A 14,629-nucleotide genomic window follows, 5' to 3' on the forward strand; every position below is an offset into this window, starting at 1 on the left:
CCAACGACGGGAAAGACAATGTCGAACAAACTCCTCCACGAGCCGGCGAAGCCGGCCAAATCGGCCACCGAGTCCGGCGCCGCCCCGGCGCACTCCGCCTGGAGAGGCGTGGCCAAGCGCGTCCTTCCGAAGACCTACCTGCTGCTGGTCCTCGTCGTCATCATCGTGATCGGCTACTACGTCTCCGCCGACTTCCTCTCGCTGAGGAACGCGGAGAACGTGATCGCGGCGGCCTCCATCGTGGCCGTGCTCGCCGTCGGTCAGTTCTTCGTCATCCTGACGGGCGGCATCGACCTGTCGGTCGGCTCGATCCTGGCGATGTCGACGGTGATCGTCGCTCTGACCCTGCAAGCCGGCATGGCGACAGGGCTCTCGGTCGCGTTCACCCTGTTCTGCTGCGGGATCGCCGGGCTGATCAACGGGCTTCTCGTGGTGTGGCTCCGAATCCCGCCGTTCATCGCCACGCTGGCCATGATGAGCGCCGTCAAGGGCTTCAGCTACATCATCCAGTCGACCAGCCTCATCCAGATCACCGACCAGACGTTCGTGGACCTCTTCGCCCGCGGCACGAGCCTCGGGCTGCAGAACCCGGTGATGATCTTCCTGATCGTCATGGTGCTCGCGGCGCTCGTGGCGAAGTTCACGACCTTCGGGCGCTCGCTGTACGCGATCGGCGGCAACCCGGAGGCCGCGCGGCTTTCCGGCCTGCCTGTGGCCCGCAACCTCCTCATCACGTACACGATGTCCGGGCTGCTGGCGGGGCTCGCCGGGCTCATCGCCGCCGCACAGCTCCGCCAGGGCAGTTCGCTCATCGGCGTCGGCTACGAACTGGATGCGATCGCAGCGGTCGTCGTCGGCGGTGCATCCCTGATGGGCGGCAAGGGCGACCCGATCAGCGCCGTGATCGGCGTGTTCGTGCTCGCCACGATCATCAACGTGATGAACCTGGTCGGCATCTCCTCCGAGCCGCAGCTGGTGATCAAGGGCGCGGTGATCGTGATCGCGGTCTTCCTCTCCAGCGCGGGCGGCGTGCAACGGATCTCCGGATTCTTCCGCAGCCATCTGGGTCGCCGCAGCGCACGGACAGCGGGCTAGCCACGATGTCGGCACCTTCGAGCACAGACAAGCATTCGACGACTCGCGGTGCCAGGATGATCGACGTCGCACGCCTCGCCGGGGTGTCCCAGCAGACGGTGTCCCGGGTGGTGAACGGGAGCACCAACGTCGCCCCGGAGATCCGGGAGCGGGTGGAGCTGGCCATCCGGCAGCTGCGGTACCGCAGGAACCCGGCGGCCCGCGCCCTGGCCAACGGCCAGACGATGAACCTCGGGATCGTCAGCTTCGGCCTCACCCAGTACGGTCCGTCCGTCGCACTCAGCGGCATCGCCGACGAGGCGAGAAGCGCGGGATACGCGACCAACCTGGTGACCCTCGGCGACGTCGACCGCACGGCCATGAAGGCGGCGCTCGACCACCTGGCCGAGGACGCGGTGGACGGCATCGTCGTGCTCGCGCCGGTCGAGGCCGCTCTCGAAGCGATCACCGGGCTGGAGGCCGGCGTGCCGCTCGTCGTCTTCGAGCCGGGAGCGCCGGAGGGGACGACGAGCGTCGCGACCGACGAGGTGGGAGGAGCAGCGCTCGCCACCCGGCACCTGCTCGACCTCGGCCACGACACGGTCTGGCAGGTCGCCGGACCGAGCGGCTGGCTCGGGTCGGACGCCAGGATGCGCGGCTGGTCGGACACGCTCGCGGCGAGCGGCAGGGTGACCAACCCGGTCATCTCCGGAGACTGGTCGACGCGCTCCGGATACGCGGCCGGCTGCGACATCGCCCGCAACCCGGACATCACCGCGGTGTTCGTCGCCAACGACCAGATGGCGCTCGGGGTCGTCAAAGCCCTCTCCGAATACGGGGTGCGGGTGCCGGAGGACGTCAGCGTCGTCGGCTTCGACGACGTGCCGGAGGCGCGGTACTACCGGCCGGCGCTGACCACCGTCCGCCTCGACTTCGAGGAGGTCGGGCGCCTCGCTGTCGACCGCATCCTGCACCTGATGCGCGGCGGTCATGCCGACGCGCTGCCCAGGGTGCTCCCGGAGCTGGTCGTGCGCCAGAGCACGGCGCCGCCCTCCCAGACGCCGCGAACCATCCAGCAACACCTGAGATAGCCATCAACACCTGAGAGAGAAAGCGAAGCGCATGACCATCAAACAATTCGGACGCACGGGACTCACCGTCTCCGACATCTGCGTCGGGACCAGTGCCCTCGGCAGCTTCCCTGCGCAGTACGGCTACGAAGTGGACACGGAGACGGCCGTTGCGACCATCCGGCGGGTGTTCGACGGGCCGTTCACGTTCATCGACACCTCGAACGAGTACGGCGGCGGCGACAGCGAGAAGCGCATCGGGCAGGCGATCCGCGAGAACGGGGGAGTGCCGGACGGAGTGGTCGTGGCGACCAAGGTCGACCCCATCCCCGGGACCACCGACTTCTCCGGTGACCGGGTGCGCCGGTCGGTGGAGGAGAGCCTCGAACGTCTCGGCCTCGACCGGCTTCCGCTCGTCTACCTGCACGACCCGGAGAAGATCAGCTTCGAGGAGGGTGTCGCCCCCGGCGGTCCCCTCGAAGCGCTGATCGCGCTCCGCGACGAAGGCGTCATCGACTACCTCGGCGTCGCGGGAGGCCCGATCGACCTCGAGCTGCAGTACCTCGCGACGGAGGCGTTCGACGCCGTCATCAGCCACAACCGCTTCACGCTGGTCGACCAGTCGGCCGAGCCGCTGCTCGACGACGCCCAGGCCAGAGGCGTCGCGTTCGTCAATGCGGCTCCCTTCGGCGGCGGGATGCTGGTCAAGGGCCCGGATGCCGTGCCGACGTACTGCTACGCCCCCGTCAGCGACGAGGTGCTCCAGCGCGTGCGCACGATGGAGTCCCTGTGCGAGGCGTACGGGGTGCCGCTCGCCGCGGCCGCCCTGCAGTTCTCCGTGCGCGACCCGCGCGTCACCTCCACGATCGTCGGGATGTCCGAGCCGAAGCGCGTCGAGCAGACCGCCCGGCTCGCCGCCGTCGACATCCCCGCCGAACTGTGGGACGCCCTTCTGCCCGTCGCACGCCTCGGCCGCTCCGGTGTGCTGGCGTAGCCGGCGCAGCGCCGCCATCGAACCCCCGAAAGGAAAGGACACAGAATGACCACCATCAAGAACCCTGATCCGGTCGACGTCGTGATCGTCGGCGCCGGCGCAGGAGGGGCGACGGCAGCCAAGGTGCTGACAGAAGCCGGCCTGCGCGTGGTGGGACTCGAACGAGGCCCGTGGCTGAAGCCGGAGCACGCATCCGGCGACGAGCTGAAGTACCTGAACCGCAACTTCATCTGGCAGGACCCGAAGCTCAAGCCCCGCACATACCGTCAGAACGACAGCGAGGAAGCTGTCATCACGAACTTCTCCGCGACCCCGCAGGTCGTGGGAGGCGGCACGACGCACTGGGGCGGCATGGTTCCCCGGATGACCGTCAACGACTTCCGCCTGCGCTCGCTGCACGGCGACGTCGAAGGGGCGAGCCTGGTGGACTGGCCGATCAGCTACGACGACCTCGAGCCGTACTACACGCGGGTCGAGTGGGAGTTCGGAACCTCGGGTCTCGGCGGCGCGAACCGCTGGGAGGGTCGCCGCACCCGCGACTACCCGACCAAGCCTGCGCCGCTCAGCCAGATCGGCCGCACCTTCGCGACCGCGATGAACAAAATGGGCCACAGCACGTTCCCGATGCCCCAGGGCATGGTCACCGAGCCGTACCGCGGTCGCAAGCCGTTCAGCGAGAACGGCTTCTGGCAGCAGTATCCCGACCCGGGCAGCGGCAAGTCGTCGACGCTGATCAGCTTCATCCCGGATGCGATCAACACCGGCCTCTACGACCTGCGGCCGGACTGCTACGTCAGCGAGATCCTGGTCGACAAGACCGGCAAGGCGACCGGTGTGCGCTACCAGGACGAGAACGGCAACGAGTTCGTGCAGAACGCGAAGGCCGTGATCGTCTGCGGCGGCGGGATCGAGACGCCCAGGCTCCTGCTCATGTCGAAGTCGGCGCTGTTCCCGGATGGGCTGGGCAACGGCAGCGGGCAGGTCGGCAAGAACGCGACCTTCCACCAGTACTCGTTCTCGGTCGGCCTGTTCGACAAGGAGCTGCACGACCCGCTCTACGGCTGGTCAGGGCACTACATGAACCTGTGCTCGTTCGACTTCTACGAGACGGACGAGTCGCGGGGGCACATCCTGGGCTCGCTGATCTTCCCGTCGATGCTCGGCCACCCCGTCAACTGGAGCTTCCCCGGCCGCCCCACCTGGGGTCAGGCGGCGAAGGACGCCGATCGGGACCTGTTCAACTACAGCATGAAGATCGGCATCCTGCTGCACGACCTCCCGGTCGAGTCCAACAGGGTCGACCTCGACCCGACGGTGAAGGACGCGTGGGGACTCCCGGTCGCCCGCATCACCCACACGCCGCACGCCAACGACTTCGCGCAGGAGAAGTGGCAGGTCAAGAAGAACGGCGAGATCCTGGAGGCGGCGGGCGCATCCAAGATCGTGCCGGTCAACATGGAGCGCATCACGGGGAACACCTCGCACGAGCTCGGCACGGCCCGCATGGGCGACGATCCGGCCACCTCGGTGGTCGACAGGTGGTGCCGGTCGCACGAGGTGCCGAACCTCTACGTGTTCGACGCGAGCTTCTTCCCGACGGCGACCGGCATCAACCCGGCACTGACGATCATGGCGAACGCCTGGCGGTGCGCCGACCGCATCATCGCCGTGGACCGTCATGGCTGGACCGACTGACCTCAACCACGATTTCAGAGGAGACAACGATAACTATGGGACAGGCAGAATGGGTCACCGTGCCGATCTCGACGCGCGATTCGAATGGGCCGCTGTTCTTCACGGAGCACGAATGGGCGACTGTCGAGGCCGCCACTGCGCGCATCATTCCGACGGACCACCATCCAGGAGCGAGAGAAGCAGGCGTGGTCCGCTTCATCGATCGGATGCTGGCGGGGACGCAGTTCGTCTTCCCGGCAGCTGACGGCAACGGGTTCCTCCGGATGGAGGGGCTGGAAGAGAAGGCCTGGCAGGAGCGCATCGAGAGCCGCCGGACGTTCTACCGGGAGGGGATCGTCGAACTGGACGGCATCGCCACCGAGAAGTTCGGCGCCCCGTTCGTCGAGCTCGACGACGACCAGCAGGACACGGTGCTGGAGACCATCTCGCGCAAGGAGAAGCCGGCGAAGTTCGCCTTCGCAGACTCGGACGGGCAGGGGAGCGGGGGAGCGCCGGCCGGCAACCAGCCTGTCAACGAGGACTTCCTCGAGTTCTTCCCGCTTCTGGTGCTGAACACCAGGCAGGGTTTCTACGGCGACCCGGTCTACGGCGGGAACGACAACCGCGTCGGCTGGCGGGTCATCGGGTTCCCCGGCCCTCCGTCGCTCGCCGCGACGATGGACGGCAGCTACACGACGCTCGACTATATGATCCCGGAGGCCGAGTGGCCGTACGAGCAGCACCCCGCCGTGCTGCGCTACGGCAACCGCTGAGGCCCTGGCAAGGGATCCGGCAGGATCGCGAGCGGTCTGGCGCGCCTTTCCGGCGCCCGGCCGCTCGCGGTCGTACTCGCGGTCATAATGGGGGAATGATTTCCTCTTCCGTGCGTTCGCCGGGCGCCGGGGGCCGCCGGTGACGGAGCAGAACGAGGCGCCGCGCGCGGCGCGGATGGTCGATGTCGCCCGCCTCGCCGGGGTCTCGCAGCAGACCGTCTCCCGGGTGGTCAACGGCCACTCGAACGTCGCTCCCGAGATCCGCGAACGGGTCGAACGCGCCATCGCCCAGCTGCGCTACCGTCGCAACTCGGCGGCGCGCACCCTCGCGACCAGCAGGTCGATGAACCTCGGCGTGCTCAGCTACGCGCTGTCCGTGCACGGTCCGGCGCTTGCGCTGTTCGGCATCGCGGAGGAGGCGCGCAGGAGCGGGTACGCCACGAGCCTGGTGAGCCTCGCGAACGTGGACCGCGCGAGCATCGAGGCCGGCCTCGACTCCCTCGTCGACGACGGGGTGGATGCGATCGTGGTGCTCGCGCCGATGACCGCCGCCGTCGAGGTGCTGCACCGGCTCGACGCGGATGTGCCCGTGGTGCGGTTCGAGCAGGGCTCGCCCGCCGGGCCGTCCACCGTGTCCGTCGACGAGACGCTCGGCGCCCAGCTGGCCACCAGGCACCTGCTCGACCTCGGTCACGAGACCGTCCACTTCGTCGGAGGGCCGGACGGCTGGATGGCGTCGGATGCGCGCCGCCGCGGCTGGCAGACCGAGCTCGCCCTCGCCGGCCGGGTGACGCCTCCCGAGTTCACGTCCCCGGACTGGTCGGCGGAGTCCGGCTACCGGGCAGGGGTCAGGATCGCCGCTGACCGCTCGATCACCGCCGTCCTCGCGATCAACGACGCGATGGCCCTCGGCCTGATCAAGGCGCTCCACGACAACGGGGTCTCGGTGCCCGGGGACGTGAGCGTCGTCGGCTTCGACGACCGCGACGAGTCACCGTACTTCCTTCCGGCGCTGACCACCGTGCGGCTCGACTTCACCGAGGTGGGCCGTCGGGCCGTCGAGAGCGTGCTCCGCTCGCTGCGGGGAGAGGCGCCGGAGACCATCCCGCTCATCCAGCCGGAGCTGAAGGTGCGCGACAGCACGGCGCCGCGCCGCTGACTCAGTGCGCTGACTCAGGGAGCGTTGTCTGACCCGGTGAGCGCCCTGGCGCTCCGGATGAAGGAGGCGGCGAGCGCGTCGGCGTCGTCCAGGTACCCGGCGACCATCGCGCCGTCGCGGATGAGCATGAGGTCGTCGGCCGCCCCGCGCGGGTCGCTCAGGCCGAGTGGCTGCACGATCTCGCCGAACGTGGCCTTGCACCAGGCGCGGTGGGTGTCGACCTCGATGCGGACCTGGCTCGTCGCATCCGGGTACTCGGCGGCCGCGTTGATGAACGGGCAGCCGCGGAAGCCCTGCTCGCACGCCATCGAGCCCAGCTGCTCGGCGATCAGCTGGAACACCCGGTCTGCGCTGCCGGCGGCGGCGGCGATGGCGCCGGTGATGCCGTCGCGTTCCAGCTGCGCCCTGCGCTGCAGGTGCGCGACCACGAGGTCGTCCTTGCTCTTGAAATGACGGTAGAAGGTGACCTTCGTCGTCCCGGCGCGCTCGATGACCTTGTCGACGCTGACCGCGCGGAGACCTTCTGCGTAGAACAGTTCGGTCGCCGCCTCGATGAGTCGCTCCCGCATCGACGATTTCACGCTCCCGATCATAGGTGTTCTCCTCACGTGCTCTTGCGCGCCCGGCATTCGGTGGCTACGGTTACTCCAGGTAGAGTGACTAGTCATTCTACATGACATCCCTCTCGGAAGAACGGAACCAGAATGACCACGACAACACCGGATGCGCCGCCAGCATCCATCGCCGCCTCGCTTCGCCGCCTCTACTTCGTCCGCTTCGGCTTCGCCATCGTGTGGGCGATCATCGTCGGCCTCAGTGCGGCGAGCATCACGCCACTGAGCGCGACGCTCCTCGTGATCTATCCGGCGTTCGACCTGGTCGCGGCCGTCGTCGACCACCGGGCGTCGCGGGCGACGCGGCCGGCAGGGCTGCTGTACGTGAACATGGCGTTGAGCGCGCTCGCCGCTGTCGGGCTCATCGTCGCCGTCATGTCCGGCCGGTCCGCTGTCCTGCTCGTCTGGGGCCTCTGGGCGGTGACGGCGGGCGCGGTCCAGCTGATCGTCGGAATCTCCCGTCGCAGCCTCGGTGGTCAGTGGCCGATGATCCTGAGCGGCGGGATCTCCGTGCTCGCCGGTGTCGCCTTCGCGGTGCAGTCCGGAAGTGCGACTGCATCGCTCGTCGGACTGGCGGGATACGCGACACTGGGAGGCATCTTCTTCCTGGTCTCCGCCATCCGACTGAACCGCACGGCCACGGGCACCGCCCGCTGACCATCCACGCACTGCACGATCAGCGAACACCGAACAACACAAGGAGAAATGCAATGTCCACGAAGATCACCATCATCATCGACAACCCGACCGACCCTGCCGCCTTCGAGGCGGAGTATCAGGAGCTGGAGGGATTCGCCCGCCGGCTCCCCGGGCTGCGCCGACTCGAGGCGGCGAAGGTCTGGCCGAAGGAGGACGGCACTCCGACGCCCGCGCACCGGACGCTCGACTTGTACTTCGACAGCTACGAGGACGCGTCGGCCGCCGTCGCCACTCCGGCCGCCGGGGAGTTCTTCCAGGGTCTGGGCGGAACCGGCACGACGTTCACCGGCCTGTTCTCGGAGATCGCGGCAGCCTGAGCGGAGCGCGCGGGGTTGGCCGGATCACCCGGCCGATCCGGCGGCGTTGACGCGCAGTCCGTCGAGCAGCAGCCGGACCATCGCGTTCGGGCTGCCGTCCGCGGACGGCGCCCGGTGGCTCAGGTCTCCGACCGCTTGCAGCAGGCCGAGCGGGTCGACGCCGGAGCGCACCTCCCCAGCCGCCTCCGCGGCGTCGAGCAGCGACCGGATGGCCGGGCCGAGCTTCGCGGCGAAGTAGTCGGGGAGCGCGTCGAAGGCGGGGTCTCCCGAACGGAGAGCGGCGGAGAGGCCCTGCTTCGTCGCGACGAACCGGGTGAACCGCGAGATCCAGAGTTCGAGCGCTTCGCCGGGCGCGTGGGTCGCGAGCAGGTCGGCGGCCGCCGCCGCGGTGCCGTCGATCTCCGTGGTGAACACGGCGGCGACGAGCTCGGACCTGGTGGGGAAGTGGCGGTACATCGTCCCGACGCCGACCTTGGCCGCCGCTGCGATCTCGCGCGCCGGCGCGTCGACGCCGGAGCGCGCGAAGACGTCGCGGGCGGCCGCGAGCAGCGCTTCCTGGTTCTTGCGTGCGTCGGCCCGTGCGGGGCGTTGAGCGTCGGCGTCGGTAGCCACGGCGAGGTCCTCTTGCGTAAACGGAACAGTGTTCCGTATAGTGGTCAGCATATGCGGAACGTCGTTCCGTATAGCGATCCTACAGGAGGACCCCATGCAGTACCGCACTCTCGGCCGCACCGGAATCAAGGTCACGCCGTACGCCCTCGGCGCCATGATGCTCGGCTCGTTCGGCAACCCCGACCGTCAGGAGGGCATCCGGATCATCCACAGGGCCCTCGACGCTGGCATCAACTTCGTCGACACCGCCGACCGCTACGGGGACTCGGAGGAGGTGGTCGGAGAGGCGCTCGCCGGCCGACGGGACGATGTCGTGCTCGCCACCAAGTTCTGGGGGCCGGTGGACGACGACATCAACCACAGGGGCGCATCCCGTCGCTGGATCATGCAGGCGGTCGAGCGCTCGCTCCGCAACCTGCGCACCGACCACATCGACCTCTACCAGCTGCACCGCCCAGACCCGGACACCGACATCGACGAGACCCTCTCCGCGCTCACCGACCTGGTGCGTCAGGGCAAAGTGCGGGCGATCGGCACGTCGTCGATGCGCGGCTCCGAGATCGTCGAGGCGCAGTGGATGTCCGAGCACCGCGGCTTCGAGCGCTTCCGCACCGAGCAGCCGAACTACTCGATCCTCGACCGCGAGATCGAGCGCGAAATCCTCCCGGTGGCCCAGCGCTACGGCATGGGAACCCTCGTCTACAGCCCGCTCGCCGGCGGAGCACTGACCGGCAAATACCGCGCAGGCCAGGCGAACGACAACTTCCGCGCGAGCACCGGGATGCGGCACTTCCACGACGAACGCCGCCTCGCCGCGATCGAGCAGCTGATCGCCCTGTCCGACGAGGTCGGCATCCCACTGACCCACCTGGCGATGGCGTTCGTGATCGCGCATCCGGGTGTCACATCGGCGATCGCGGGCCCCCGCACGATGGAGCAGCTGGAGGACACGCTCGCCGGCGCAGAGGTCACCCTGTCCGACGAGATCCTCGACCGCATCGACGCCATCGTCCCGCCGGGAGAGAGCATCGGCGCGATGGACATGGTCTACCGCGGGCCGGAGGTGGCCGACGCGCGGCTGCGCCGACGCGGTATGGAGGACCGGGTGGCTGGGTGAGTGGACTCGGCAGGGAAATGAAGGCGAAGAATGGGGGATGCGAACCCCCAGCGGGGCCCGCACGTGCCGCGCGGGACGGCCAACTTCCGCGGAATTCCGCGGAAGTTGCATCTCCTGTTATCTCCGTGATTTGCCCCGATCTCAGTATTTTGTGGGCAAAGTGTGGGCACGGAAGTGGTCTGCGAGGAGGCAGCCTTCGTACTGGCGCTTCGCCGCCGCTGATCGCGCACTACCCAATAGGGTGAAGTCCTATGACCAGTGCAGGAGGCTCGGCGAGCGGCTCTCAACGACGCCGACCCTCGAGCGGCGCGACTGGGGAAACCGATCCAGCCGCTGAGCGCCTCGCTTACCTCGCAAGACTGATCGAAAATGTCGACGCTCACGCTTCCACATTCTTTGACCTTGCTGCTCCGGCATCTGAGCTCGAAGCAGACGACGCGCAATTGGGACCGTTTCAGCTCAGTCATCTCGTCGGCCATTGCCTGGCAGTGTCACTCGATGCGCAGCGGACGGTGTTGCTCGTGCTGCGTAATCCCGAGACAGGCGGACTCCGCGTCCCGATGATCGGACTTTATCCACTCCTCCGCACGGTCATGGAGGCGAATTCGCTGGCCATCTGGCTGCTCATGCCAGATGATCGCGCGGAACGATTGCGACGGGCGATTCGAGCGCGAATGGACGATGTCAAGCACGACACGAGCTTCTCGGTCGCCGCCACGGAGGTCGAAGTGGGAGACGACAAGCCGACGCTGTCGCGGAAGAACAAGATGCGTCGCGATCGCGAGAAAAGCGCTCGGGAAACCAAGCGGCAATTACGAGACCTCGCCACTCAAGCTGGCATCAGTGTCGATGACGTGAACGTCGGACTGCCTGGTTTTGGCTCCATCATTGGCGAAGCAGCTCCCGCTCTTGGCCTAAGCACCAACATCCCCAAGGCCACTTGGCATTTCGTCAGCGGCCTGACTCATCCGTCATTGTCGCGGTCGGTGATGGGATCGAACGTCGAATGGGTGGACGAAGACCCAACGTCACAAGCGCTGTTCACGGCGAACTTCGACAACACGGCATGGGCGATGGACGCCGCAATCTACTCTCATTTGACGGCACTGAAGCTTGTGGCCTGGCGTGGTGGCAGGCCGGAACTGGTTTGGTCGCCGGGACCAGACTTTGCTCCGCCACCCGGATATCGACGCGTGTGACACGAATTTGTGGCATGGCAGCCGAACGACTGTGTTGGCTGAACTAGTAACCCCGTCAAGACTGTTGGTGCTCTCGCCGCCGCATCGGGGAGTCTTTCACTCGGGCGGCTCTTCTAGATCGAGCAGGCCGTCGCTCGAAAGTAGTGCGGCCAACCTGGAGACCTCCTGACGAATTCGCTCCATGCGGTTGCGAACCTCCAAGTCCATATCGCGCAGGTCAGGGTCGTTACTGGCCGACTGCACCTCGAGGACGATCCTTAGACGCTCAAGTTCTCGCCGGAGAGTCCCTAGTTCACGAATTGAGGCCAGCATCTCGATATCGGATCGCTCGGCCGCAAGTCGCGGCCGATACGAACTCGCGGGTATTGCCGCGAACCAGCAGTCAAATTCCGCCGCCGTCATCTGAGCGAAGTCATCGCTGAGGTTAGGGAGATCGACCTCTGCATTCGGGCTGCCCATTGGGGCGAGGAGCATCGAAGGTGGAACGTTGAGTCCTCGCGCGACATTCAGGAGCTGGCTGACGCTGATGTCTGCCTTTCGTCCAGACTCGATGTTCTCCAGCACCGCCTCGGTGACATTGCCGCCTGGGATAGCGTCGGCCAACTCGCGTGTGGTGCGGAACCCACGCTGTCGCCGAGCCAGTTTGATCCGCACTCCGACCGTCTGCCCTGCTCGAAAATCCGCCATGTTGACAGACTAATGCAGCCCCTGTTGTCAATCCAGCGATTAGTGGTATTGTCAGTTTCACAACACATGAAAACTCTCGTTGTCGAAACGGAGGATACGAGATGATTGGGGAATTCATTCGGCCCGCTGACGCGGCCGAACTCACGGGACTTTCGGTGGCGGCGCTGGCACAGCTTCGCTACCGCCACCAGGGGCCGCGCTTCTACAAGCCGACATCGCACCGGGTCTATTACAAGCGCGCGGAGGTGATCGCATGGCTGGAATCCGGCATTCAGACTGCGACGTCGATGCTGGCGTAGCGGCATCGGTCGACACTCCGGCCGGGCCCATTCAGGAGTTCGTGGACGGCTACTTGGTGCCCGTCGATCCAATGGATGCGGTTCAGTGCGAGAGCTGTCAGTAGAACAGCCGGTGCACCCCGGCGCGCCGCCACAGCGCGACCCCCCTTCGGGGGTAGCGTGCGGCACCAAATGGAGCGGCTGATTCTTACCCCACTTGCCGTTACGCCGGACTCGCGATTCGAGTCAGGGCGGCGGTGACGCATCGTGGCTGAGACTCCCGCACTTCAGAGTCGAAGTCGCCGCTCCACCATCGAACCCGAGGGCGCCGCCCCGAACCCCATGACTTCGGCGCTGCTCGGCTCATCCACCATCCGTTGCCCAGGTGGGCTTTCGCGCGCCCATGCGCGCCAGGTCGCACCGCTGTTCTAACGGGCCTGACGGCTCGAACCCGGTCCTTCGCATTAGCCACATCCATGCAAGGAAGGTTGTGATCTCGTGGCTGGAGGAAATCAAGTCGCGGTGGTGGACGATCGTCTCGGAGAACTTCTCCGCACCGTCGACAGCATGCGCTCATTCGTCCGATACCGTCTTTGGGGTCGGCCGAACGATGTCGATGTCGTTCTGCAGATCGTGCGGGAGTCGGTCTGGCGCCGCTGTTCCGCGTATGACCCGGCGAAAGGGACACCGAACGCGTTTGTGTTCGGGATCACCCGCCATGTGGTCCTGCGTGAACTGCAGCGCAAGGTCGTTGAGACCGATGAGTTGCCGGCGGACATTCAGTCGGGCCGCGACATCGACCCGCTTGATGCGCTGATCGGTCGGTTCGAAGCCAACCGGTGGATGAGCCTGGTCGCCGATTTCGTCGGCTCATCCGACTGGGTCGTGGTGGGCGAGTTGGGGCTCACCGATGGTGACGGCGATCGCGTGGCTGACGCGCACCACCTCTCTGCGCGCGGGCTTCGGACAGTTCGCGAGCGCGTGAGCCAGGCGGCGCACGCCGTGCGCGCTGCACTCGCGGCCGCTGATGCAGGCCTTCCACTCACTGGCTCCGTCATTGTGGGATGCGTCCCTGAGCGGGGCGGCTTCCGGGAGGTCGCCGAGATGATCGACGACGACGCTGAGACGATCGCCGCGACACTGCATATCCACGCCGGATCGGCGAGAGCGCGGATCGCGACGGCGAAACGGCTGATGATGATCGCCCGGACCGTTCTAGAGCAGGAGGCCTCGGCATGATCACGGCAGGAGCCGCTGCCGCGCACGCAGTCACCCATCCAAAAGCAACGCGGAATCTGCTGATTGTCGTCGCTTTCCTTGTCCTCGTCGTTCCTGCCAGCTTGGTAGCTCTGCCGGTCACGATGGTGCTCGCGATGGGCGCCAACGCGTTCGGCGGCGGTGGGGGAGTGTGTGGCGGCTCCGCTCCCACCGTGTCGGCCAGCCAGAGCGTCGACGGGTATCGGCCGGACCAGTTGAGGATCGCCGCGACGATCATCACCGTCGGCCAGCAGATGAACATTCCACCGCACGGTCAAACGCTCGCGCTGATGGTTGCAATCGGGGAGTCCGGGCTACGGAACCTCGACCACGGCGACGCCGTCGACAACACCACCATCGGGGTCTTCCAGCAGGGCGCCGGCTACGGCACCCGAGCCCAACGAATGGACCCAGCCACTGCAGCCGTGGCGTTCTACACGCGGATGCTCCACGTACCGGATTGGCAGACCGCCGCTCCGACCTTGGTCGCCCACGCCGTCCAGATCAACGCGGACCGGAATCACTACGCACCCTTCTGGGCTCCTGCCCAACACGTCCTCGCGGCGCTCACCGGGGCCACCGCCGGCGCATGCCAGATCCCGGTGGACGCCCGCGCTGCGGCGGCCGTTCTAGTGCAGGCGATCCAGGCAAAGAAGCTGAACTTCCTCGAGGCCCGGTACCAGCAACAGGTCGTCAACATGGCTGATGGGACCGCGACCCCGAACTGCGTGATCGACGGACACGTCCTTCAGCTCATCGTGGTCGCCGTCCAGTCGTTCCAGCAGGTCGGCATCAGCGACCTCAACCGCCGCTGCACCGGCACAACACCTGGCGCCGGGACCAAATCGGCGCACTGGAAGGGCAAAGCCGTAGATTTCTACGCCCTCAACCGTCGCTCGCTCACCGGTGCGGACGACCTCTCCCTCCAATTGATCCATGTGCTGGATCCCTACGCCCCGCACGGGTCGAGCGCCGGTCAAAGCGACTGCCGAGCCCAGTCGGGCGTGGCAGTCGGCCCGCTGATGAATATCACCCACACCTTCGCCGATACCTGCAACCACCAGCACATTCAGGTGCCCTGACCAACCCAACTCACCAATGCGCG

Annotated in this window: 16 protein-coding genes; 13 read left to right on the forward strand and 3 right to left on the reverse strand. The window is 66.9% G+C overall.

What is annotated here, in order from left to right; all coding sequences use genetic code 11:
- Positions 1 to 18 precede the first annotated feature (18 nt).
- The 6 genes from AC1ROC_RS16530 to AC1ROC_RS16555 all read left to right on the forward strand — a co-directional run bounded on the left by AC1ROC_RS16530 (position 19) and on the right by AC1ROC_RS16555 (position 6,744).
- The gene (locus AC1ROC_RS16530) at positions 19 to 1,095 is read left to right on the forward strand and encodes an ABC transporter permease (protein WP_493001494.1); all 1,077 of its coding nucleotides are present in this window, start codon (positions 19 to 21) and stop codon (positions 1,093 to 1,095) included.
- A gap of 56 nt (positions 1,096 to 1,151) precedes the next feature.
- Positions 1,152 to 2,165, forward strand: coding sequence for a LacI family DNA-binding transcriptional regulator (locus AC1ROC_RS16535; protein WP_085371071.1), 1,014 nt, complete (start codon positions 1,152 to 1,154; stop codon positions 2,163 to 2,165).
- 31 nt (positions 2,166 to 2,196) lie between these two features.
- Positions 2,197 to 3,138 carry an aldo/keto reductase gene (locus AC1ROC_RS16540; protein WP_493001496.1) on the forward strand — a complete coding sequence of 314 codons (942 nt, stop codon included), beginning with the start codon at positions 2,197 to 2,199 and terminating at the stop codon, positions 3,136 to 3,138.
- 45 nt (positions 3,139 to 3,183) lie between these two features.
- Positions 3,184 to 4,833 (forward strand): GMC family oxidoreductase, encoded by a 1,650-nt coding sequence (locus AC1ROC_RS16545; protein WP_493001498.1) that lies wholly within the window; start codon positions 3,184 to 3,186, stop codon positions 4,831 to 4,833.
- A gap of 35 nt (positions 4,834 to 4,868) precedes the next feature.
- Positions 4,869 to 5,585: a gluconate 2-dehydrogenase subunit 3 family protein gene (locus tag AC1ROC_RS16550; RefSeq protein ID WP_168688726.1), complete on the forward strand. Its 717-nt coding sequence runs from the start codon at positions 4,869 to 4,871 to the stop codon at positions 5,583 to 5,585.
- 175 nt (positions 5,586 to 5,760) lie between these two features.
- Complete coding sequence (locus AC1ROC_RS16555; RefSeq protein ID WP_493001520.1) at positions 5,761 to 6,744, forward strand: LacI family DNA-binding transcriptional regulator; 984 nt, start codon at positions 5,761 to 5,763, stop codon at positions 6,742 to 6,744.
- Between the two features lie 14 nt (positions 6,745 to 6,758).
- Here the strand turns inward: AC1ROC_RS16555 and AC1ROC_RS16560 are convergent, their stop codons facing one another.
- Complete coding sequence (locus tag AC1ROC_RS16560) at positions 6,759 to 7,337, reverse strand: TetR/AcrR family transcriptional regulator (RefSeq protein WP_493001500.1); 579 nt, start codon at positions 7,335 to 7,337, stop codon at positions 6,759 to 6,761.
- Positions 7,338 to 7,448: 111 nt separating this feature from the next.
- Here AC1ROC_RS16560 and AC1ROC_RS16565 point away from each other — a divergent pair, with 111 nt between their 5' ends.
- Together AC1ROC_RS16565 and AC1ROC_RS16570 are read left to right on the forward strand one after the other, a co-directional pair.
- Positions 7,449 to 8,015 carry a hypothetical protein gene (locus AC1ROC_RS16565; protein WP_493001502.1) on the forward strand — a complete coding sequence of 189 codons (567 nt, stop codon included), beginning with the start codon at positions 7,449 to 7,451 and terminating at the stop codon, positions 8,013 to 8,015.
- Positions 8,016 to 8,068: 53 nt separating this feature from the next.
- Positions 8,069 to 8,374 (forward strand): EthD family reductase, encoded by a 306-nt coding sequence (locus AC1ROC_RS16570; RefSeq protein ID WP_493001504.1) that lies wholly within the window; start codon positions 8,069 to 8,071, stop codon positions 8,372 to 8,374.
- Positions 8,375 to 8,398: 24 nt separating this feature from the next.
- On the opposite strand, the gene AC1ROC_RS16575 is transcribed toward AC1ROC_RS16570, so the two are convergent.
- A complete protein-coding gene (locus AC1ROC_RS16575; RefSeq protein ID WP_493001506.1) occupies positions 8,399 to 8,986 on the reverse strand; it encodes a TetR/AcrR family transcriptional regulator in 588 nt (195 codons plus the stop codon).
- Between the two features lie 94 nt (positions 8,987 to 9,080).
- On the opposite strand from AC1ROC_RS16575, the gene AC1ROC_RS16580 reads away from it, so the two are divergent.
- Both AC1ROC_RS16580 and AC1ROC_RS16585 read left to right on the forward strand, forming a co-directional pair.
- A complete protein-coding gene (locus AC1ROC_RS16580) occupies positions 9,081 to 10,103 on the forward strand; it encodes an aldo/keto reductase (RefSeq protein WP_493001508.1) in 1,023 nt (340 codons plus the stop codon).
- 251 nt (positions 10,104 to 10,354) lie between these two features.
- Entirely contained in the window at positions 10,355 to 11,302 is a 948-nt protein-coding gene (locus tag AC1ROC_RS16585; protein ID WP_168688732.1) for a hypothetical protein, read from the forward strand.
- A 96-nt stretch (positions 11,303 to 11,398) separates the two neighbouring features.
- Here AC1ROC_RS16585 and AC1ROC_RS16590 read toward each other — a convergent pair whose 3' ends face one another.
- Positions 11,399 to 11,989 carry a helix-turn-helix domain-containing protein gene (locus AC1ROC_RS16590; protein ID WP_168688733.1) on the reverse strand — a complete coding sequence of 197 codons (591 nt, stop codon included), beginning with the start codon at positions 11,987 to 11,989 and terminating at the stop codon, positions 11,399 to 11,401.
- 101 nt (positions 11,990 to 12,090) lie between these two features.
- On the opposite strand from AC1ROC_RS16590, the gene AC1ROC_RS16595 reads away from it, so the two are divergent.
- The 3 genes from AC1ROC_RS16595 (at position 12,091) to AC1ROC_RS16605 (ending at position 14,606) form a co-directional block, all read left to right on the forward strand.
- Positions 12,091 to 12,288 carry a helix-turn-helix transcriptional regulator gene (locus tag AC1ROC_RS16595; protein WP_168688734.1) on the forward strand — a complete coding sequence of 66 codons (198 nt, stop codon included), beginning with the start codon at positions 12,091 to 12,093 and terminating at the stop codon, positions 12,286 to 12,288.
- 504 nt (positions 12,289 to 12,792) lie between these two features.
- Positions 12,793 to 13,506, forward strand: a complete 714-nt coding sequence (locus tag AC1ROC_RS16600) for a sigma factor (RefSeq protein ID WP_210724020.1) — start codon at positions 12,793 to 12,795, stop codon at positions 13,504 to 13,506.
- Positions 13,503 to 14,606, forward strand: coding sequence for a hypothetical protein (locus AC1ROC_RS16605; protein ID WP_168688736.1), 1,104 nt, complete (start codon positions 13,503 to 13,505; stop codon positions 14,604 to 14,606). Before AC1ROC_RS16600 ends, AC1ROC_RS16605 begins: the two co-directional genes overlap by 4 nt.
- The last annotated feature ends 23 nt before the right edge of the window (positions 14,607 to 14,629 follow it).

It is taken from the genome of Leifsonia sp. GW821-FHT13C05 (assembly GCF_058806515.1).

Coding starts and splice junctions, on each gene's coding strand:
- AC1ROC_RS16605 (WP_168688736.1), top strand. CDS start 13,503: ATGATCACGGCAGGAGCCGCTGCCGCGCACGCAGTCACCCATCCAAAA.
- AC1ROC_RS16585 (WP_168688732.1), top strand. CDS start 10,355: ATGACCAGTGCAGGAGGCTCGGCGAGCGGCTCTCAACGACGCCGACCC.
- AC1ROC_RS16530 (WP_493001494.1), top strand. CDS start 19: ATGTCGAACAAACTCCTCCACGAGCCGGCGAAGCCGGCCAAATCGGCC.
- AC1ROC_RS16565 (WP_493001502.1), top strand. CDS start 7,449: ATGACCACGACAACACCGGATGCGCCGCCAGCATCCATCGCCGCCTCG.
- AC1ROC_RS16560 (WP_493001500.1), bottom strand. CDS start 7,337: ATGATCGGGAGCGTGAAATCGTCGATGCGGGAGCGACTCATCGAGGCG.
- AC1ROC_RS16555 (WP_493001520.1), top strand. CDS start 5,761: ATGGTCGATGTCGCCCGCCTCGCCGGGGTCTCGCAGCAGACCGTCTCC.
- AC1ROC_RS16595 (WP_168688734.1), top strand. CDS start 12,091: ATGATTGGGGAATTCATTCGGCCCGCTGACGCGGCCGAACTCACGGGA.
- AC1ROC_RS16550 (WP_168688726.1), top strand. CDS start 4,869: ATGGGACAGGCAGAATGGGTCACCGTGCCGATCTCGACGCGCGATTCG.
- AC1ROC_RS16535 (WP_085371071.1), top strand. CDS start 1,152: ATGATCGACGTCGCACGCCTCGCCGGGGTGTCCCAGCAGACGGTGTCC.
- AC1ROC_RS16590 (WP_168688733.1), bottom strand. CDS start 11,989: ATGGCGGATTTTCGAGCAGGGCAGACGGTCGGAGTGCGGATCAAACTG.
- AC1ROC_RS16545 (WP_493001498.1), top strand. CDS start 3,184: ATGACCACCATCAAGAACCCTGATCCGGTCGACGTCGTGATCGTCGGC.
- AC1ROC_RS16580 (WP_493001508.1), top strand. CDS start 9,081: ATGCAGTACCGCACTCTCGGCCGCACCGGAATCAAGGTCACGCCGTAC.
- AC1ROC_RS16570 (WP_493001504.1), top strand. CDS start 8,069: ATGTCCACGAAGATCACCATCATCATCGACAACCCGACCGACCCTGCC.
- AC1ROC_RS16540 (WP_493001496.1), top strand. CDS start 2,197: ATGACCATCAAACAATTCGGACGCACGGGACTCACCGTCTCCGACATC.